At 63.9% G+C, this 20,134-nt stretch carries 19 protein-coding genes; 14 read left to right on the forward strand and 5 right to left on the reverse strand.

Annotated features, from left to right (window positions below; genetic code table 11):
* Positions 1-259 precede the first annotated feature (259 nt).
* The 5 genes from ACSSVG_RS12515 (at position 260) to ACSSVG_RS12535 (ending at position 7,518) form a co-directional block, all read left to right on the forward strand.
* Entirely contained in the window at positions 260-3,733 is a 3,474-nt protein-coding gene (locus tag ACSSVG_RS12515; RefSeq protein ID WP_492415079.1) for an ATP-binding protein, read from the forward strand.
* A 22-nt stretch (positions 3,734-3,755) separates the two neighbouring features.
* Entirely contained in the window at positions 3,756-4,535 is a 780-nt protein-coding gene (locus ACSSVG_RS12520) for an IclR family transcriptional regulator (RefSeq protein ID WP_492415080.1), read from the forward strand.
* A gap of 134 nt (positions 4,536-4,669) precedes the next feature.
* Complete coding sequence (locus ACSSVG_RS12525; protein ID WP_231341738.1) at positions 4,670-5,941, forward strand: cytochrome P450; 1,272 nt, start codon at positions 4,670-4,672, stop codon at positions 5,939-5,941.
* Positions 5,934-7,169: an NAD(P)/FAD-dependent oxidoreductase gene (locus ACSSVG_RS12530; protein ID WP_492415081.1), complete on the forward strand. Its 1,236-nt coding sequence runs from the start codon at positions 5,934-5,936 to the stop codon at positions 7,167-7,169. The genes ACSSVG_RS12525 and ACSSVG_RS12530 overlap by 8 nt, the downstream gene beginning before the upstream one ends.
* A 28-nt stretch (positions 7,170-7,197) precedes the next feature.
* Entirely contained in the window at positions 7,198-7,518 is a 321-nt protein-coding gene (locus ACSSVG_RS12535; protein WP_231341736.1) for a 2Fe-2S iron-sulfur cluster-binding protein, read from the forward strand.
* Positions 7,519-7,603: 85 nt separating this feature from the next.
* Here ACSSVG_RS12535 and ACSSVG_RS12540 read toward each other — a convergent pair whose 3' ends face one another.
* A complete protein-coding gene (locus tag ACSSVG_RS12540; protein ID WP_231341735.1) occupies positions 7,604-8,098 on the reverse strand; it encodes an FBP domain-containing protein in 495 nt (164 codons plus the stop codon).
* A 447-nt stretch (positions 8,099-8,545) separates the two neighbouring features.
* On the opposite strand from ACSSVG_RS12540, the gene ACSSVG_RS12545 reads away from it, so the two are divergent.
* The 7 genes from ACSSVG_RS12545 to ACSSVG_RS12575 all read left to right on the forward strand — a co-directional run bounded on the left by ACSSVG_RS12545 (position 8,546) and on the right by ACSSVG_RS12575 (position 15,576).
* On the forward strand, positions 8,546-9,616 hold the full coding sequence (locus ACSSVG_RS12545; RefSeq protein WP_492415082.1) for an iron-siderophore ABC transporter substrate-binding protein: 1,071 nt from the start codon (positions 8,546-8,548) through the stop codon (positions 9,614-9,616).
* Between the two features lie 5 nt (positions 9,617-9,621).
* A complete protein-coding gene (locus ACSSVG_RS12550) occupies positions 9,622-10,737 on the forward strand; it encodes a FecCD family ABC transporter permease (RefSeq protein ID WP_492415083.1) in 1,116 nt (371 codons plus the stop codon).
* Positions 10,734-11,843: a FecCD family ABC transporter permease gene (locus tag ACSSVG_RS12555; RefSeq protein WP_492415084.1), complete on the forward strand. Its 1,110-nt coding sequence runs from the start codon at positions 10,734-10,736 to the stop codon at positions 11,841-11,843. Before ACSSVG_RS12550 ends, ACSSVG_RS12555 begins: the two co-directional genes overlap by 4 nt.
* Before the next feature lies 1 nt (position 11,844).
* On the forward strand, positions 11,845-12,669 hold the full coding sequence (locus ACSSVG_RS12560) for an ABC transporter ATP-binding protein (protein WP_492415085.1): 825 nt from the start codon (positions 11,845-11,847) through the stop codon (positions 12,667-12,669).
* Complete coding sequence (locus ACSSVG_RS12565; protein WP_492415086.1) at positions 12,666-13,721, forward strand: siderophore-interacting protein; 1,056 nt, start codon at positions 12,666-12,668, stop codon at positions 13,719-13,721. Before ACSSVG_RS12560 ends, ACSSVG_RS12565 begins: the two co-directional genes overlap by 4 nt.
* 203 nt (positions 13,722-13,924) lie before the next feature.
* A complete protein-coding gene (locus ACSSVG_RS12570) occupies positions 13,925-14,755 on the forward strand; it encodes an SGNH/GDSL hydrolase family protein (protein WP_492415087.1) in 831 nt (276 codons plus the stop codon).
* Complete coding sequence (locus ACSSVG_RS12575; protein WP_492415088.1) at positions 14,752-15,576, forward strand: SGNH/GDSL hydrolase family protein; 825 nt, start codon at positions 14,752-14,754, stop codon at positions 15,574-15,576. The genes ACSSVG_RS12570 and ACSSVG_RS12575 overlap by 4 nt, the downstream gene beginning before the upstream one ends.
* On the opposite strand, the gene ACSSVG_RS12580 is transcribed toward ACSSVG_RS12575, so the two are convergent.
* Positions 15,552-15,839 (reverse strand): YciI family protein, encoded by a 288-nt coding sequence (locus ACSSVG_RS12580; protein WP_159708912.1) that lies wholly within the window; start codon positions 15,837-15,839, stop codon positions 15,552-15,554. The genes ACSSVG_RS12575 and ACSSVG_RS12580 overlap by 25 nt on opposite strands.
* 69 nt (positions 15,840-15,908) lie before the next feature.
* Between ACSSVG_RS12580 and ACSSVG_RS12585 the strand changes: the two genes are divergently transcribed.
* Positions 15,909-16,388, forward strand: a complete 480-nt coding sequence (locus tag ACSSVG_RS12585; RefSeq protein ID WP_091463442.1) for a MarR family winged helix-turn-helix transcriptional regulator — start codon at positions 15,909-15,911, stop codon at positions 16,386-16,388.
* 53 nt (positions 16,389-16,441) lie between these two features.
* Complete coding sequence (locus ACSSVG_RS12590) at positions 16,442-17,206, forward strand: SGNH/GDSL hydrolase family protein (RefSeq protein ID WP_492415089.1); 765 nt, start codon at positions 16,442-16,444, stop codon at positions 17,204-17,206.
* Here ACSSVG_RS12590 and ACSSVG_RS12595 read toward each other — a convergent pair.
* From ACSSVG_RS12595 to ACSSVG_RS12605, 3 genes are read right to left on the reverse strand one after another with little or no spacing between them, the layout of a single operon-like run.
* Positions 17,203-17,994, reverse strand: a complete 792-nt coding sequence (locus ACSSVG_RS12595; RefSeq protein ID WP_492415090.1) for an FAD:protein FMN transferase — start codon at positions 17,992-17,994, stop codon at positions 17,203-17,205. The genes ACSSVG_RS12590 and ACSSVG_RS12595 overlap by 4 nt on opposite strands.
* On the reverse strand, positions 17,978-18,490 hold the full coding sequence (locus ACSSVG_RS12600; RefSeq protein WP_492415091.1) for an FMN-binding protein: 513 nt from the start codon (positions 18,488-18,490) through the stop codon (positions 17,978-17,980). The genes ACSSVG_RS12595 and ACSSVG_RS12600 overlap by 17 nt, the downstream gene beginning before the upstream one ends.
* On the reverse strand, positions 18,487-19,947 hold the full coding sequence (locus ACSSVG_RS12605) for a ferredoxin reductase family protein (protein ID WP_492415092.1): 1,461 nt from the start codon (positions 19,945-19,947) through the stop codon (positions 18,487-18,489). Before ACSSVG_RS12605 ends, ACSSVG_RS12600 begins: the two co-directional genes overlap by 4 nt.
* Positions 19,948-20,134 lie beyond the last annotated feature (187 nt).

A 20,134-nucleotide genomic window follows, 5' to 3' on the forward strand; every position in this document is an offset into this window, starting at 1 on the left:
CTTCGCCGGACAGCACTCGTCCTGCGGACGATGCTGCCGGCTCCGACAGGCCCGAAGCCACTCCCGGGGCGGCATCGGCGTCGTCTACCTCGCGCGAGCACCTCACCGAAGCGAGCGGCGATGCCGGAGACATGCGGCAGCATGCGTCTGAGCGAGGTACGAGCGAGCATGCAGAGCATGTGTCCGGTACCGCCGCGATAGGCGACCCAAGTGCGGACGGTACCGCTGCGGACACAACCGACGCTGAAGGGACACAGAAGTGACCATCGCAAGCATGCTCCCGCTCGGCGAGCTCACGAACCCCGGCCAGATGCGTTTGGCGCTCGTGCAGGTGGTCAACTGGGGCACCTTCCACGGCGCCCACACCATGCACGTGGACCGCAAGGGCACCCTGCTCACTGGCAACTCGGGCGTCGGCAAGTCGACCCTCTTTGATGCGATGCTCCGTGTTTTCGATGCCCGTCCGCGCTCGAATGAGGCTGCAGCCCAGCGGTCCGGCGGCGCTGTGGAGGACAAGAGAACCACGTTCACCTACATGCGCGGCAAGGTGGGTGATAAGGCGGTGGGGGATAGCTCGGCGAGTGCCTTCCAACGCCCGGGTGCCACCTGGTCCGCCGTCGCGCTGACGTTTGATAACGCGGCCGGCACGAAGGTGACGGTGTCGGCGCTGTTCGATTTGCCGAAGAACGGCACGGAGTCGAGTGTCGGGCGTTTCTATGTGATCGACAGCAAACCGTTGGACCTTGAGGCCATTGAGGGGATCGCGCAGAAGCGGTTTACCAAGGGCGCGTTGGAGTCGATCTTCCCGGATGGCCAGGTTTTCGACGTCCACAAGGCGTTCGCGGAGCGTTTCCGGAGGCTCTTGGGAATCAACTCCGACCAGGCGCTGCCGCTGCTTCGCGTGATCCAGGCCGGTAAGGGCCTGGGTGGCAGTGTAAACACGTTCTTCCGCGACCAGGTGCTCGACGCTCCGGCTACGCTGGCTGCCGCGGATGACGTGGTGGAAGAGTTCAGCAACCTGATGTCGATTCGTCAACGGCTGGAGGACGTGCGGCAACAGCGCGACCAATTGGCTCCGGTTCCAGGGCTGAACAAGGAGTACGCGCAGGCATTGCTGGATGCGAACCGCCTCCGCGAGTTGGCCGGCGGGGAGTTCGAGGCCTACAAACAGCAGCTTGCGGTCACGGTCCACGCCAAGACGTTGGCCCGTTTCAAGGAGTTGGCGCAGTCCAAGGCCCAGGAACTCGCCGCTGAGCGTACGGTGCGGGATGCGTTGGCCAAGGAACTCCGCGACCTTGAACTGGATTACAACAACCGCGGCGGCAACGCGATTTCGGCGATTGAGCAGTCGTTGGAGAACGCCAAAGTTGGCCTGAAGCTGCGCCAGCAGGTGGAGGATTCGGCGAGGAAGGCTTTGGCCGAGGCCGGTTTGAACCTCGAATGGTCCGCCGAGGGCTGGGACCAGGCACATGAGCAGGCGGCGGCCCGATCGGCCGAACTGAAGGACGATTCGGAGGCCCTGAAGGAGCTTCGGTTCGAGGCTTTCGACGGCCACGCGACCAAGAAGCGTGAACTCGCAGCAGCCCAGCAGGAGTTGCTGTCGTTGCGGTCGCGCAAGTCCTTGCTGCCGCCCTCGAGCATTGAAAACCGTGCTGCCATCGCGGCCGCAACAGGTGTCCCGGAAGAGCGGATGCCGTTTGGCGGTGAGTTGATTGACCTTGACGAGGGGCAGGATCACTGGCGCCCGGCTGCCGAACGTGCCTTGCGTAACCTTGCCACCACGTTGCTGGTTCCGGGCGAGCACTTTGCTGCTGTGACGCGCTACCTCAATGACAACACCGTCCGCGGTGCCCTCCGGGCGGTCGACGTGTCCAAGCCGCTCGCCGGTGGCGCGCTGGCTGTGGAGGACGTGTCCGACGGCGACCTCTTGACTAAGCTGAGCATCCTCACCTCAGGTGCCAATGCCGACGCCGGGGAATGGATCCGCGAGCGGATCGCGTTGGACTTCGCTTACCCGTGTGTCGAAGATCCCGACGAGCTCGCCGGGATGGACAAGGGTTTGAGCCTGGGCGGCGTGGTCAAGCGCAACCGGCACACCGTGGAGAAGGACGACCGTTTCACGGGCCGCCAGGATTACGTTCTCGGTTTCGACAACGCCTCCAAGCTGGAGCTTGTGGCGGCCCGCGTGGGCGAGTTGGAGAACGAGCTGGCCAAAGCCGCGGAGCTGGCCCAAAGCCGCGAGGATTCGCACCAGGGCATGGCCCGGCAGTTGGAAGCACTCCGTCGGGTTGCAGAAGATGAGCGCCCGTGGGAGCAGGTCTCCGCTGCCGTCGCAGCCGAGGAGCTCGCACGGATCGAACAGCGCCTCACGGACGCCCTGGCCGCACAGGCGGACCTTGAGCCGTTGCGTGCAAACATCGAGACCGTGCGCGAGAAGCACCAGTCCTCCACAGGGGCGGCCGCGGTGCTGCAGAGCGAATACAAGGCGCTCGACCACAAGATGACCACAGCTGACGGCCTGCTCGATGCCGCGAGGCTGAAGCTTGAGCAAGCACCGCCGTCGGGCTCCACCGTCACTGCGCTTGAGCCGTACTTCGCGGGCGTCGGCGAGGTCTCCGAGTTGTACGAACTCGACAACCTCGCCAACACTGTCCGCAACAAACTGCTCGACGAACTGCATGCCGCGGAATCGCGTGGACAGGCAACGGCCGAACGGTTGACCCGCATGTTCGAGGCCTTCGTCCGCGACTGGGGCAGCGCCATCAGCGCCGACCACGGCACGTCGATCGGGGCCGCGGGGGATTTCGAATCCCGGTACCACGCAATCGTCAGCGACGGCCTGCCCGCGCAGGAGGCCGAGTTCCGGCTGTTCTTCAACCAGCGCACGCACGAGTCCTTCAGCACGCTTTTGCACTTGCTCGATGAGGAACGGCGCAGCATCACCAGCCGCATCCTGCCCCTCAACGGGATCCTGTCCGAGGTGAACTTCCACGAGGGCAGCTTCCTGGAATTGGACATCAAGCAGACGCTCCCGGCCACGGCCAAGCAGTTCAAGGATGCGATCCAGAACGCCCTGAAGGCGAAGCACACGCGTCCGTCCCGCGGCACTGCCGTTTCACCAACAGACATGGACGACGACGCCGAGCTCACCGCGCGCTATAAGTCACTGGAAACCCTGGTCAAGCGTCTTGGCTCCCAGACCCCGGAGGATCGTCGCTGGCGGGCCGAGGTGCTGGACGTTCGCGGGCACCTGTTCATCCAGTGCAAGGAGCACCGCGAGGTTGCTTCGAAATCGGGCAAAGCCGGCACCGGCAAGGCAGCCAAGCGGAAGACCGAAGTCTTCATGCATGCCGATACTGGCTCCATGTCCGGCGGTGAGCGCCAGCGTTTCACCGCGTTCATCATGGCCGCCGCACTCAGTTACCAGCTGGGGATCGCCGAGCAGGGCTTCACGACGTACGGCACCGTGATGATGGACGAAGCGTTCGTGTTGGCTTCCGAGGAATTCGCCGGCGCCGGGATCAAGGCCCTTCACGAGTTCGGGTTCCAGCTCCTGCTGGCTGCTCCTGAAAACGTGATCGACTTGTCCAGGCACCTCGGGTCCGTCACGGAAATCCTGAGGGACAAGCGCACCAACCGTTCGGGCGTGCTCACGGCACCGGTGATCGCCGGACCGGGCGAGCCCGGCGCGTGGCGGTCGGAGGCCAACCCGGTGGACATCGTCCTGCGGTAGAGGTCCGTGGCAAACTCGCTGCATGACCGAATCCACTCCAGGGGAATCCGTCATCAGCCGGGTGGTCCGGTTGATGTCGGCCTTCGACCGAGCCCTGCCCACCATGACTTTGTCGGGTTTGGCCCGGAGGGCAGACCTTCCACTGACGACTACCCATCGGCTTGTCCAGGAGTTGGCCCGTCATGGCTTGATCGAGAAGGTCTCCGGGGATGAGCTCCGCGTCGGCATGCGGATGTGGGAACTCGGGGCCCGGGGATCCATGGCGTTGGGCCTGCAGGAAGTGGCACTGCCCTACATGGAAGACGTCCAGGCCACCGTCCGGCAACACACCACGTTGGCCGTGCTGGACAGGGGATCGGTCCTTTACGTCGAACGGTTGTCGGATCCTGAATCTCCGCTGGATGCTGCCCACATTGCCCAGCGCATGCCGATCCACGCGGCATCGTCCGGTTTGGTTCTCCTCGCTTTTTCCGACAAGGCCTACCAGGATGGGATTCTTTCGCAGCCCCTCGAAGCCGTCACCCCGGATACCATCACCGATCCAACCCTCATCCGGAAGCACTTGGCCGAGATCCGGCAGCGCGGGCACGTTGCCATCCCTGGCATCGGACATATGGATTGGATTGGCATCGCGGTTCCGGTTTTCGGAGCATCGGGCAAAATTGCGGCCTCGCTGAATGCGATCGTCCCCCGCGATGAGGCCAACGTACCGGCCATCATCCCGTCGCTGCTGACGGCGGCCCACGGCATCTCGCGGAGCCTTGGTGCCGACAACAGGCTTCCGGGCTCGCGGAGGCTCTGATTTAACGCGACTCATTCCGCTGAGCGGAAGGGCTGTTCATTCGCTGATCGCAGATCCACAGACTGGAGACCTGCACCACATCAACCCGGCGGCGACCACGCAGATCCCGCCACCAGCCCGAAAGTAGGACAACGATGTCTGAGCCATTGACGTGCCCCGTCGCCGCCGTCGAGCACGAACCGCGCGAGTTGCCGCCGTACTCCCATGAACTGGAATGGCCCGAAGGGCTGGAGCCGTTCAAGGTGGTGGACGACGGAAGCCAGGGCGACCCGTACGCGCACTACCAGTGGATGCTGGAGAACGCTCCCGTGTTGCGTTGCTTCACGCCGCAGTCCGATGTCTGGTTCATTACCCGCTACGACGACGTGAGGAAAGGCCTCCGTGCACCCAAGATGTTCTCGTCCCAGGTGGTGGACCCGATCCCGCTGACCTTCCTGACCTTGTTCGATGCTCCCAACCACGGCCGGCTGCGTCAGGTGGTGGCCCAGGCGTTTACACCCAAGGCCGTAGCGACCTTTGAAGAAAGGGTGCGGGAGAACGCCACCATGTACTTGGACGACATGCTCGCCGCCGGTGGTGGTGACGCCGTTGACGATTACGCGATTCCCCTGAGCATGTCCACCATCAGCGCGCTCCTGGACGTCCCCAACCCGGACTTCGACAAGCTCAAATTCTGGTCCGACGAGACGTTCAGCTACTTCGGCCGTCTCGCCCGCAACGCCAATGGCACAGGAACCGACGAACAGAGCGCATTCGCCTTCTTCGACTTCCTCAAGGAGAACCTCGAGCGGCTGCATGCGGAGGAGAACCAGTCTGTCGGTGGGCAAATCGCGCGGATGTGGAAGGACGGGCTGCTCAGCGAGAAGGAAGCCAAGGAGTTGTGCGCCTTCGTCTTCGTGGCCGGTCATGACACCACCACCATCCTGATCGCCAACGCCTTCCGTGTGTTCGCTGAGAATCCGGAACTTCTGGAGCGCATCCGGGAAACACCGGAGGACGCCGAACTGTTCATGGAGGAACTAGCGCGGTACCGCGGAACGGTGCAGCGGGTCAGCCGCATCACTACCGAGGACGTTGAGGTCTCCGGAGTCACCCTCCCCAAGGGCTCAGTGGTTCGCCTCATGCCCGCTGCCGCCAACTGGGATGACCGGAAGTATCCCAACGCGGCAGTATTCGACATCGACCGCAGGCCGGAAGGACACCTTGGTTTCGGCCATGGCGTGCACAGCTGCCTCGGAGCCCCGCTGGCCCGCCTGGAAACCACCGTGACCATCGGGCTTTTGGCGCAGAGGCTCGCCACTATGGTGCTGGATCCCAACAAGCCGATCGAGTATGTCCGCGGCAACAACCTCACCAACTCCGGTCCGGAGCACCTGTTCGTCACGATGGAGAAGTCCAATGCATGAGCCGCACGTCCCTGAAGAACCGATCATCATCCTGGGGGCCGGGCACGCAGGTGTCTCCGTCGCAGCGGGGCTTCGCAGCCAAGGTTGGGAAGGCGGAGTCCTGCTGGTCGACGCCGATGACCGGCTTCCCTACGAGCGGCCCCCGTTGTCCAAGGAATTGCTGAAGGCCGGCGCCACGGACCAGGTCACACCCTTGCGCCGTGCTGGATACTACGGGGAACGGGGCATCGAGACGTTGCTGGGGCTGGAAGTCCGGGTGGTCGACGTCGAAAATTGCTCAGTCACGCTGTCCAACGGTACGAGCCGGGCCTATCACCGGCTGGTGATCGCCACAGGTTCCACGGCGCGGGCGTTGCGGATCCCGGGCGGTGACCTTCCGGGCGTGCAAACGCTGAAAACGTTCGACGACGCCACCCGCCTCCGCGCCCGGCTCGCCCCTGGTGCCAAAGTAGTTGTCATCGGGGCAGGCTACATCGGCCTGGAAGTGGCCGGCGCCGCGGCTGCGCTCGGATGTGACGTTACGGTCCTTGAATTCCAGGACCGTGTCATGAGCCGCGTGACGTCCGAGCCTGTTTCACGGTTCTTCGAGCAGCACCACGAGAACCACGGGGTGCGCTTCGTTTTCGGTGCCGCTGTAACAGCAGTCGAGGGCGGCGACCGGGTCGAGCGGGTACTGACGGCCGACGGCGAAAGCTACCCAGCCGACGTCGTGATTGCCGGAATAGGCGTGGTGCCCAACCAACAGTTGGCCGAAGCTGCCGGGCTGGAGTGCAACGACGGCATCCTGGTGGACGAGCACGGGCGGACGTCGCATCCGTCGGTCTATGCCGCAGGCGACGTCACCCGCTTTACGAGTCCTTTCGACGGATCGAGCCTCCGCCTGGAATGCATCCAGAACGCGCAGGCCCAGGCCGACAGCATCGTCCACCACATCGTGGAGAAACCGAGGAAGGACGCAGACATTCCGTGGTTTTGGACCGTCCAGCACGGCGTTCGCCTCCAGACCGCCGGCGTACGGCACCCGGACGATGACGTGATTGTGCGGGGGAACGTGGAGGACAGGAAATTCTCTGTGGTCTACCTTCGCGGCGGCAGGTTGTCCGCGGTGGACACAGTTGATTCCCTCAAGGACTTCATGGCTGCCAAGAAGCTGATCGCAGCCGGGGCAGCTGTCGACCCGGTTCTCGCATCCGTCCCGGGCACCCCATTGGCAGAAGCCGCAATCTGATTTTTCGACCCAGGAAAGGGATCCTGCAATGAGCACCAAGAACATTAACGTCATTGACCGTGAAGGCCAGGAACACGCCGTCGAGTGGTCAGCCGATCAGTCCCTCATGGAAGTCCTGCGGGATAACGATTTCCCCATCCTCGCGTCCTGCGGCGGCACCGCGTCCTGCGCCACGTGCCATGTGTTCCTTGAGAAGGAAGCATTCCCTTCCGCCGGGGAGCGCAGCGAGGACGAGTTGGAATTACTCGTCGAAACGGACACGTACGTCGAGGATCGGTCCCGGTTGTCCTGCCAGTTGGGTTTCGAGAGCTCCTGCGAAGGGGCCACTGTCACCATCGCACCGGAGTAGGTCCGGCGCGCCCAAGTAGGTAGCAGGTCATGCCGTTTTGAGGGTTCTAAACGGCGCTTGCTGCTACCTACTGGGGACTAGCTGGTTACTTGGCCCGGACCCGGTCCAGGAACTGTCCGGTCCTGGATTCCAGTCCGGCGATTTGCCGAACCACGACGGCGGCCGGGTCCGGGTTGATCTCGTTGACGGGCGGTTCCTTGCGCACGTTGGTGCTGCAGCCGAACTCGGCGCAGATCAGGGTTCCCACGGTGTTGCCGTCTTTGCCGGATTGCCCGGCTTTCTTGGCGACCCACAGGTAAACGTCGTCCTTGGAGAAAACGTCGCGGCACAGTTCGCAGAGGACTACGCGCCTCTTCCCGGACCCGCCTTCAGGAGCCCGGAGCAGGAGTCCGGTGAGCTTGCCCCGGTGCGGAACCACGAGGTAGCCGCGCTGGGGCATTTTCTCGTCGCGCCAACCAAGGAATTCGAGGTTGTCCCAGTCGAGGGTTTCGAAGTTGCGCGGAAGGTTGAGCTTGGCGGCCTCGGAGCGGCTGGCGTTGATGAAGGACGAACGGATCTGTTGGGCAGTGATTTTCTGCATGGCAAAGCTTCTTTCGGGAATGGTCGACGTCCGCGCGGCCACAGTGGGAGCGCGCGGAATGGCAGAAGCCGTCGGTCATCTTGCGAGCTGCAGGGCACAGCGACAAGACCCCTTAAACCAGGGTGCCTGGTGAGCTCAGGAAGATGCCGACGTAAGGGGGAGTGCCAAGCAGGCCAAAGTGGCCACCTCGCTAACCGTGGCAGCGGCAACTGAAACAGCGCGCATGCTCAACCCCTCGTCGTATTCCTTGGAAGCGGTAGTCCGCTGCCGCTATCCTCCCAAAATTGCGGTGATGCTGTCCACCGGGAGGTGATCGAGGGTGTGATCTGCCTCTCACTGGGCGGAAAAGGGGCCACGATGGGAGGATTACGTGACGCAAACGTTTCTTAATTATCGGCAGGCTAGGCTAGCCTTACTTAGGTTCGCATCACTTACTTAAGGAGTCCCGTGGCTTCCCTTCTCCCACGCCGCGCCCTGCTCAAAACAGCAGGAACCGCGACGGCCGCCCTGGCCGCCGTCGCTCTTTCCCTCACCGGCTGCTCCACTGGTCCGGCAACGTCCGCACCGGCCACTGAGCAGGCAGCATCCTCTGCTTTCCCCGTGACCATCAAGAATGTCTTTGGTGAGACCACCATCAAGGAACAGCCCAAGCGCGTAGTCACCGTCTCGTGGGTCAATGACGACGTCGCGATCGCACTGGGCGTTGTTCCCGTGGGTGTTCCGAAGAACGAGTGGGGCAATAACGACAAGGGCTCTACCCCTTGGAAGGACGCAGCACTGGAGAAGCTCGGCGCCGGCTTTGGCACCGACAAGGCTCCGGTCCAGTTCTCCGAGGCGGACGGCATCAACTTCACCGAGATCGCCAAGCTCAGCCCGGACGTTATCCTGGCCGCGTACTCCGGCCTGGAAGAAGCTGACTACAAGAAGCTCAGCGAAATCGCCCCCGTTGTGGCGCAGCCGGAGCTCGCCTACGGTACGCCGTGGCAGGAAAGCACCACCCTCATCGGAAAGGCTCTGGGCAAGGAAGCCGAAGCCAAGAAGCTGATCGAGGACACCGAAACCACTGTCAAGGACAAGGTTTCCAAGTTCCCGCAGCTTGAGGACAAGACCTTCATTTACGGCAACCTTGAACCTGCCAAGGGCGACGGCGTCAATGTCTACACCGCGATCGACAACCGCCCCCGCTTCCTCTCCGAAATCGGCATGAAGCTGGCTCCCGTGGTGGAGCAGAACACCAAGAGCGCTACGGAATTCTTCATCCCGTGGTCTGCTGAAAAGGCCAATGAGCTCGAATCCGACGTTTTCGTCACTTGGGTTCCGGATGCCACCACCGCTGACGCCATCAAGGCCGACCCGCTGCTTGGCCAGATCCCGGCCATCAAGAAGGGCGCCTTGGTTGCTGATTCCGACCAGACACTGACTCTCTCCATCTCCGCCTCCTCGCCGCTGAGCCTGCCGTGGGCACTGGACACGTTCCTGCCGCAGCTGGGTAAGGCCGCTGACGCAGCGGGCAAGTAACTGCAATGAAACTGAGTACGACGACGGCGGCCCAGGGGCGGGGCAACGGCACTTCGGTGCCGGCTGGCCCGGGAGGCATCACCCCTGGCGCCGTGGGAACCGGAGGGGGAAGCGGTTCCCGGGGCACCGCAGGCAAGCGCACTGCTTGGCTGTTGGTGGCCGTCGTCGTACTCGCCGCAGTGAGCGCCGCCTCCTTGGCGATCGGCGCGCGCGGACTTCCCCTCAACACAGTGTGGGAAGCACTCACCAACTTCAATCCGGCCGACGGTAACCATGCTGTGGTCATCGCCCGGATTCCCCGAACTGTCCTGGGCCTGCTGGCCGGTGCTGCCCTTGGCCTGGCCGGCGCAGCCATGCAGGGCGTGGCCCGCAACCCGCTGGCCGATCCCGGCATCCTGGGACTTAATGCCGGTGCCGCCCTCGCAGTGGTAGTCGGCATCTACGTTTTCGGCATCACGTCCCTGTCCGGGTACATCTGGTTCGCCTTCATCGGCGCCGCAGCGGCCGCCGTCGTCGTTTACGCCATTGCGTCCCGTGGACGGGACGGTGCGACGCCGGTCAAGCTCGCCCTCGCGGGTGCGGCCCTGAGCGCCGGACTGTTCTCCCTGATGAACGTCATCCTGGTTTCGAGCCAGGACACTTTCGACCGTTTCCGCTTTTGGCAGGTGGGCACCATCGGTGGACGTGATTGGTCCGTCCTCCTTCCTGCGCTGCCGTTCCTTGCCATCGGGGCCGTGATTGTCCTGGCCGGCGGCCGCATTCTGAACAGCCTGGCGCTCGGCGACGACATTGCCCGCGGCCTCGGCCAGAACGTCGCTCTCTCCCGTGCCATCACCGGGCTGGGCATCGTGTTGCTTTGCGGATCTGCCACGGCTGTGGCCGGACCGATTGCCTTCCTGGGGCTTGTCATCCCCCACGCAGTCCGCTCGCTGACCGGGCCGGACTACCGCTGGATCCTGCCGTTCTCCGCGGTTGCGGCCCCCATCCTCCTGATCAGCGCCGACATCGTTGGCCGCGTCATCCTGCTGCCGGGCGAAGTGCCCGCCGGCATCATGACCGCGCTCATCGGGGCCCCGGTCTTCATTTGGCTCATCCGTCGTGGAAAGGGGGCCGGACTATGACCGCCCTCAAAGCCGCTCCCGATATGGCACTTAACGCCAATAATCCCGGCAAACATGGCCATCAATTGTCACTTCGGCGCGTGCTGGGCCCCACCTTCTTCCTCGGGCTCGCTGTAGTCGTTATGTTCGCGGTGTACGTGCTCCTGGGCAGCTACACCGTCACCATCCCGGACTTCTTCACGATCGTCATCAACCACCTGACCGGCGGCGAGAAGATCCCGGGGGCCAGCTTCATCGTCATGGAGCACAAGCTGCCCCGTGCAGTGGTTGGCACGATGATCGGCGTCGCCTTCGGTTTGGCAGGGGCGCTCTTCCAAACCATGTTGCGCAACCCCCTCGCAAGCCCGGACATCATCGGCATCAGCTACGGCGCCAGCGCGGCAGCCGTGACGGCCATCGTGATTTTCGGAGCTTCCGGAGCAGTGGTTTCCGGAGCCGCACTTGGCGGTGCGCTCGGCGTCGCAGCCATCATCTACGCGATCTCCCGCGGTACCGGTTCGGGCGCGGGCGGAGGCAGCCGCGGCAATGCCGCCGGCAACCGTCTCATCCTGGCGGGCGTGGGCATCGCCGCAGCCCTCCATGCGGTGGTCAACTTCCTCATGACCCGCGCCGATATCCGCACCGCCGCCGACGCCCTCATCTGGCTCAACGGATCCTTGAACTCCTCCACCTGGGACCGGGCAGGCGTCCTTGCGGCCTCCCTGCTGGTCCTGATTCCTGCCGTCATTGCATTGGCCGGCCCGCTGCGCATCCTCGAACTCGGGGACGACGCCGCCGCAGGCCTCGGCATTAAGGTCAACGCCGCCCGGCTGGGACTGGTGCTGACCGCCGTCGGACTCGCCGCCGTCGCAACTGCTGCTGCCGGTCCGGTGGCGTTCGTCGCTTTCCTCGCCGGACCCATCGCGCGTCGTATCGTCCGCAAACCCAGCCTCCCGGCGTCGGCCCTTACCGGTGCGCTGATCGTGCTCCTCGCTGACTTCTTCGCCTCCAACATCGCCCCCGTCATCCTCGACGGAACCGTCCTCCCGGTCGGCGTCATCACCGGCGCCCTCGGTGCACCCTTCCTGCTGTGGCTGCTGGTCACGTCGAACCGAAAGGAGGCCTGACATGGCCATCCTTAATGCCCAGGACCTGACGCTCCAATACGAGCATCGCAAGGTGGTGGAGGGGCTCTCCACCGAAATCCCCGAGGGCAAAGTGACCATGATCGTGGGCGCCAACGCCTGCGGAAAATCCACGCTCCTGCGAGGCCTCTCCCGCCTGCTCAAGCCGGCTGGCGGCTCGGTGACCCTCGACGGCAAGGACATCCACACCCGTCCCGCCCGCGAACTAGCGCGGACGCTCGGCCTGCTCCCGCAGCACCCGACTGCTCCCGACGGCATCACCGTCCGGGACCTTGTGGGGCGCGGCCGCTACCCGCACCAAGGCTTCTTCCGCAGCTGGAGCGCAGCCGACGACGCCGCGGTGCAGCGCGCGCTCGACGCCACCGCCACGTTGGAACTCGCTGAGCGGAGCATCGACGAACTGTCCGGCGGCCAGCGCCAGCGCGTGTGGATTGCCATGGCCCTGGCCCAGGAAACCGAGGTCCTGCTGCTGGACGAGCCGACCACCTACCTCGACCTCGCGCACCAAGTGGAAGTCCTGGACCTGGTCACCGACCTCAACCGCAGCCGCGGCACCACGGTGGCGATCGTGCTCCACGACCTCAACCTGGCAGCCCGGTATGCAGACCACGTCATCGCCATGAAGGGCGGGTGCATCGTGGCCGAAGGTCCTGCTCCCGTCGTAGTGACCGAAGAGCTGGTCTTCAACGTCTTCGGCCTGGAATCCCGTGTGGTTCCAGACCCCATCTCAGGTACACCGCTGATCGTCCCCATCGGACGCCACCACGCACGCCCCGCTTCAACCAACGAACTGGAGATCGCCTCATGAGTGCACAACCGACCCAGGCCAAAGCAAGTGCCGCAGTGGAACCCATGACCCTTGCCTTCGACGTCACGGTCACTGCGGTGCAGGAGCTCAGCCCCAACTTCCGCCGGATCACGTTCGGCGGCTACTCGCTGCGCGACTTCGGCGTAGCAGGCGACACCCTGGACCTGCGCGTGAAACTGATGATTCCGTCCTCCGACGCCGCCGGACAGCAGATCCCGCTGCCTGCCTTCAGGATGGAAGAAGCCGGTTGGTACCAGGAATGGCTGGCCATGGACCCGTCCGTCCGTGGTGACATGCGCACGTACACCGTCCGGTCCGAGCGTCTTGACGCTGTGTACCCGGAAATCGACATCGACTTCGTCATGCACTTCGACGACGCCGGACACGGTGGACCCGCAGCCAACTGGGCACTTGGAGCGAAACCAGGCGACGCGCTCACCATCATCGGCCCCAACAACCGCGCAGCCCAGTGCACCACGGCCGGCGCATACGGCGGTATTGAATGGCGTCCGGGCCTGGCCCAGCGCATCCTGCTGGCCGGCGACGAAACCGCCGTCCCCGCGATCAGCGCCATCCTCGAAAGCTTGCCCGCCGACATGACCGGCCATGCCTTCCTCGAAGTCCCCGAAGCCGCCGACTTCCAGGACATCAACACCGCAGCTGACATCGAAATCACGTGGCTCGCGCGAGGTGCCGCCATCGGACGCTCGCGCCCCCACGGTGAACTCCTCAAGGAAGCCGTGGCCAAGGCCGTTCCCGTGCCGGGCTGGGTTGGCATCAAGGGTGATGGGACCGCCGCCGGCCCCGAGCCCGAGGACGTCAACGTGGACCAGGACATCCTCTGGGAAACCCCGCAGCGCATGGACACCGCGGCCATCGAAGCAAGCAAGAACCCCACCCTTCCCGCCGGTGCCCTGCCGTTCTACGCCTGGATCGCCGGCGAAGCGTTCGTGATCAAGGAAATGCGGCGGTACCTGGTCCGGGACGTTGGCATTGACCGTAAGCAAGTTGCTTTCATGGGGTACTGGCGACGGGGCAAGGCAGAGGGCTAAGTCCAGCTCCACCGTTGGGTGGCCGATTGTCGGCCATCCTCGGCGTGCTGCTCCTTCGTCGCTTTGACGCACGCTGCCGGATGCCCGCCAACCGGCCGTGCCGCACCTTTCGTTGCCCTCTCCTTCTCCGTCGGGTTTGGGGTGGTTTCTGTGTTCACTTTGGGTTGGTTCGGGCTTAACCGGGGGCGGGTAGCTTCGGTGGGGTGCGGGACGACTTCGGGGATGGGAACAACGTTCGACGGCGGTTTGTCGCCATCGGGGATTCGTTCACCGAGGGCGTGGGGGACCCCAGTAAGGTGCTGCCCAACGGGGTCCGCGGATGGGCCGACCGGGTTGCCGAGAAGTTGGCCAAGGCACAGTCGGGCTGGGAGTACGCCAATCTGGCAGTACGCAGCAAAAGGCTCCGGCACATCATCGACGAACAGCTTGGGCCTGCGTTGGCCATGGAACCAACGCTGATCACGCTCTACGCGGGCGGCAACGACATCCTGGACTTTGGTACTGACATGGATGCGCTCCTCAACGATTACGAGCTGCTCGTCGCACGCCTGAGCGAAACCGGCGCCACCCTGGTCCTGTTCACCGGGTTCGACGTTAAGGTTTCAGCCGTGCTGGAACCCTTCAAGAAGCGCAACACCTTGTACAACCAAAGGGTCCGCGACATCGCAGCCAAATACGGCGCCGTCTTGGTGGACTATTGGTGTTTCGATGCCTACAAAGACTCGCGGATGTGGGCCCCGGACCGGCTGCATATGTCCAAGGCAGGCCACAAGTACTTGGCCGCCCAAGTGTTGGATCACCTCGACGTCCCGCACAAGATCTCGCCCAAGGAATGGGACCCGCCCTCCCGAATGTCCATGCGCGAATGGGAACGCCGGCAGCGCCGCTGGGTGAACGACTGGGTGGTTCCTCTGTTTGGGCGCAAGCTGCGCGGGGTCACACTCGGCGATACGCTCACCCCCCGCTGGCCGGAGCCCGTGAAGGTGCCCCGCAAGGGTGGTTTGAAGAAACTCATGGAAGAGGCGAAGCAATGATGAAGCCGGTCCGGTTCGTTGCCCTCGGCGATTCCTTCACCGAAGGTGTGGGCGACAACGATCTCAGGCTCCCCAACAACTGCCGGGGCTGGGCTGATCGTGTTGCAGAAGAAATGGCGCGGAATGATGCCGCAACGCGCTACGCCAACCTCGCCATCCGCGGCCGGCGCCTCCATCGGATCATGGACGAACAAATCGAGCCGGCCTTGGCCATGGACCCCACCTTGGTCAGCTTCTACGCAGGCGGCAATGATCTCCTCATGGCACGGCTGGACATGGCCAAGCTCATGAGGGACTACGAGGATGCGGTCAGGCGCCTCAAAGCGAGCGGTGCCACGATCCTGCTGTTCACGGGCTACAACGTTCCCTTGTCGCCCCTGCTTGAGCCGCTCAAAGTTCGCACGGCAATCTACAACCGCACCATCCGGCGGATTGCGGCGAAGTACCAAACGCTCTTGGTGGACTATTGGTGCTTCGAGAAGTTCCAGGACCCGCGGATGTGGGCTCCGGATCGCCTGCACATGTCCACTCCGGGGCATGGCTATATGGCCAAGAAGGTCATGGAGGTGCTGAGGGAGCCGCATTCACTCCAGTCGCCCACGCTTGCAGCTCCCCGTCCACGGACCCGCACCGAAAACATCGCCGACGACGTCGCCTGGCTCAGGCGCGACGTCGGACCTTGGCTTTCGCGCCGGCTCCGCGGCGTTTCGAGCGGAGACCACCTGGGGGCGCGCTGGCCCGGGCTCATGCCGGTGGTGCTGCCTGAGAGGCTGGGAACTGCTAAAGCGCAGAAGCCTCAGCTGTCCAGCAGGTTTTCGTAGCCCTCGGCGACACTCGTGGCCGTGAACTCGATGATCTCGAACTCGGCCACTCCGTTGCTGTAGAACGGGTCCTCGGCCAGCGAGGCATCCAGCGCAGCCCTGTCCACTTTGGAGAGCAGCACGCCTCCGGTGGCTGGAACGCGACGTCCCGACGCAAGGAAGATCCCGGCGTCGAACGCGTCCTTAAGCCAGGCCATGTGGCCCGGGCGGTGGAAGTCGACAATTTCGTCGGGAACCTTGTAGGTCAATGAGACGACAAACATGCCGCCAGCCTATCGCCTGTGCCGTGGCCGGCACCCAAATGAAGCAGCGAATTCTCATAAGATGGATGCATGACTCAACCCCGCTGGCTGAACGCCGACGAACGACGTGCTTGGCTGGCCCTGCTGAGCATCAACACCCTGCTTCCCTCGGCTCTGGATACCCAGCTTCAGTCGGCCGGAAAATTGTCCCTGTTCGACTACAACGTACTGGCGATGCTTTCCGAAACCGAGGGCCGTTACCTTCCCATGAGTGAGCTTGCTGCGCGCACGAGTGCCTCCTTGTCGCGCCTTTCGCACGTGGTCACCAAGCTGCAGAAACGTGGCTGGGTTGAACGGCAGGCACACCCCGGTGATGCCCGTGTCACGGTGGCCCACCTGACCGACGCCGGTATGTCCACCATCGTTTCCCTCGCTCCGGGACACGTGGAATCCGTGCGAACCCTGATGCTGGATTCGTTGAGCCCGGAAGACGTGTCCGACCTCGCACGCATCGGAGAGAAGATCGTTGCCCGCCTGGACAACAACCACTGGATCCTTCGCGACTCGTAGCGCTCCCGCCGCGGGCTTTGTGGCCCTGAGCGTTCAAGTGGCAGACTGGCGGCATGGATTTTTCTGCCCGTTACGTTGCCCTGGGGGACTCGTTCACTGAGGGCGTCGGCGACGACGATCCCCACCGTCCCAATGGCGTTCGAGGCTGGGCTGATGTGGTGGCCGGGCAACTGGCTCGCAGCAATGCCGACTTCGGCTACGCCAACCTCGCAATCCGTGGCCGGAAGCTCCGCCAGATCATGGCCGAACAGGTGGATGCCGCCGTCGAGATGAAGCCAACCTTGGTGACGCTGTATGCAGGGGCGAACGACATCCTGCGGCCCAAGATCGATATTGACTCCCTTCTTGGGGATTACGACGCCGGCATCGCCAAGTTGAGCGCGACGGGCGCCACCGTGGTCCTCTTCACAGGCTTTGATGCCAAGAGCTCCAAGGTCTTCAGCGCCATGCGCGGCCGGACTGCGATCTACAACGAACTGGTGCGGGAAATTGCCGAGAACCATGGCGCTTTGCTGGTGGATTACTGGCGGTTCGACGAGTACGACGATTGGCGCCTCTGGGGTGAGGACCGGATGCACATGTCCACCGCCGGCCACGTCAACATGGCAAAGCGCGTGCTCGACGTCCTCGAGCATGAGCACGTGATCGAGATTCCCGAACTCGCGCCCGTCCGTTTGATGAACCGCGTGGAGGTCCTGAAGTCCAACGCCCGCTGGTTCCGGGAATCAGCGGCGCCGTGGGTTGCCCGCCGTGTACGCGGCGTGTCCTCCGGCGACGGCTTGAGTCCTAAATACCCCGAACTGATCAGGCCGCTCTAGGCGGCGGACCGGAATTCCGGTGTGGCCAGCAGTTCACCGCCGGGCCGCACAGCGAGCACCTCAACGCCCCATCCGGCAACGGCCTGATCCAACGTCCGGGTTCCGCCGGCGACAATGGCCGTTGCCAGGACGTCAGCCGTGACGATGTCCGCTGCCGCGACGGAGACTTGGACAAACTCCGGCCTGGCCCCTCCTACGGCCCAAATATGGTCGCCGCGTTCGGCAGACCCCGACGTTGCCAGTGCCTTCATGGATTGCAGCGGGAACGCGCCCAGCAACGCCTGGCGATCCAGGGGGTCCAGGATGCCGGCGAGCCAGGGGTCATTCGTGGCGGGCCCGGGTGACCCGCTTACCAGCACGTCACCGCCCGCATTCACGCACCAGTCCTGAAGCCCGAGTGCCCGCAGGGACAGCGCCGCTTCCCGCACGGCATGGGCTTTGACGATCCCGGACAGGTCCAGTCGGCCGTCCGGGCGCTCCGCAGTGAAGGCACCTTCTGTCGCGAGCCGCCACTCGGATGCCTCAGCGTAAAGGTCCCGCATGGTCTCCGAGGCATAGGCCAACGTCAGCTCGCCGCGGGCCAGTCGACTCGCTTCGGAGCCGAGACGGTACAGGCTGAACGCGTGGTCCAGTTTCACGAAGACGCCCTCAACAACCTCGACGGCGGACTCGAGCTCGTCCACGGCGGTATCGGCGTAGGTGTTGCTCGCCACTGTCAGGCTCACCACCGTGCCCATGCTGCGGAAGGTGCGGGCACGGAGCTGTTGTCCGTTAGAAGTTGGCTGCATCGAGGGCTGCCTGAAGCGAGGTGAGGTAGGCGTCGCTGGTGACGGTCGCGCCGCCGATGGTCTGGACGTTGGCGGACTGGGCTTGGAGTACTTCGGACCGCAAAACCGGTGCCGCGCGGCTGCTGATCTGAGCTGACTTCCGTTCAGCATCGGTGAGCTGCAACGCCGTGACTTCCGTGATTTTGCCGCCCTGGATCGTCACTTGCACTTGGACTGTACCGAAGCGGGTCTGGACGGACGCGCCGTCGTACGTTGCCGCCGTCGTGCTTCCAGTGCTGCTGCCGGAACTGCTTCCGGACCCTGCGGAAGAAGACCCGGTAGTGGTGCCTCCGCCGGAACTTGTACCGCCGGAGGCGGTGCCGCCGCTCGTTGCGCTGCTACCCAGGCTGGTGGTGGTCGCCGTGCCGGTCTCGGCGATATGCGCGCCTGACTGCCAGCCGGCCAGAAGGATACCGGCCGACGCGACGGCGGTTGCCAGTGCTGCTCGAATTCTCACCAGTCAAACCTTTCGTTGTGGAGTTGTTCCGCCGGGACACCGGCCGCCTGTACGTCCCGGATCACGGAGGAGGCCCAGAGGGCAGGGCCGCAAACGTAGACGTCGGCATTGGCAATTGCGGGTGCGTAGGAGCTGAGCGTGAAGCCGTCGTTGACCGCGTTGCGGGGTAGCCAGGAATGGTCTCCGGAGGACCTTGGCCCGGTCAGGTGGTAGAGCGTGACACCGCGCGCCTGGCAGAGGGCCATGATTTCCTGGCCAAGGAAGAGTTCGGATTCGTCATGGCCGCGGAGCAGGACGATCGCGTGACCAGGGTCAAACGGCGTGGTTTCCAACAGCGACCGCAAGGGCGTGATCCCGATGCCGGCACCAATCATGACCACGTCTTCGCGGGATCGGGCGGCTGTGCTGAACAAGCCGTAAGGACCTTCGATCGCCACCTTGGTGCCTGGCCTGATGTGGGCCAGGCTGGCAGAACCCTCTCCCAGGTTGCGGACAGTGATGCGCAGCTTGCCGGGTCGGTTCCGGCCTCCGGGAACTGGTTCCGCGGAAAGGCTGAACGGGTGCGGCCGCCACCATTGGCCAGGTGCCAGGAATCGCCACAAGAAGAACCTCCCGCCAGAGCCGGCCAACCGTTCAAGGTTCCGTCCCGTCATTTCGATACTGAAGACATCCGGTGCCACACGGACCACCCGGCTGACGGTGAGTTGATGCCTGAAGCTTGCCGCGAGGGGCTGGTATATGCGGAACCAGGCCAGCGCCACGCCCGTGCCGATGCACAGGGCCAGCCAATACCAGCGCTGCCACGTTCCCTCGGCAAATAGCCCGCCTACGCTGAACTGGTGCGGGATAGCCGTCCCAACGGCCGCGTACGTCAGCAAATGCACCACATACCAGAACTCGTAAGGGAACTTGCGGCGGACTGCAACCAGGGACGTCACCACCACGGCAATAAACAGTGCCATGGACACAAATGCCAACCACATGTCAGGCACGTTGACCCAGAGTGAGATGGACTCGCTCAACGGGTCCAGTCCCTCCGCGGCGCCGTATCCAATAGCTAAGAACAGCCCGTGCGCCAGGAGCAGATACAGTGCCGGCTTCCCGAGGGATTTGTGGATCTCCAAGGCACGATCGTGTCCGATTGCGTTGTCGACCACCGGAATCCTTGCCGCCAGCAGCAGCATCAGCAGAACCAGATCCATGCCGATCAGTCCGGCGACGATGCCAAGGGCAGTCATGGTCCCCGCGAAGCTTGAGAAGCCGCTGGCACCGCCGTCGGCCAGCCACAGTGCCACCGCCGCCACACCCGACAACCACCCCACGGCCCCGAGTAAATCTGCCCGGGCAAGTCGCCTTCGTGCCTGGGGACGGAAGCGTTCGACGGCGGGTGGCCGCTTTCGCGAGGCCGTTGCCGGGGCGGTTTCCAGCGGCGAATCCGGGGTCAATAGCGAGGTCATGACCTAAGACTCACCGAGCATCCTTTCGTTCTGCTGTGAAAGAGCTTTAAGGGGCGTATGATGCCGGATTGGTCTTAATTTGGCCTGGCCCGTAGAATAGTTAGGCGCTAGGTAGTGCGGTTCGTGTGCAATTGCTCCGGTTGGTGGTGACTGTCGGTTTTCCGACATCCCGTTGGCCGGTAGTTAG

It is taken from the genome of Paenarthrobacter sp. E2MeOHC11 (assembly GCF_058744955.1).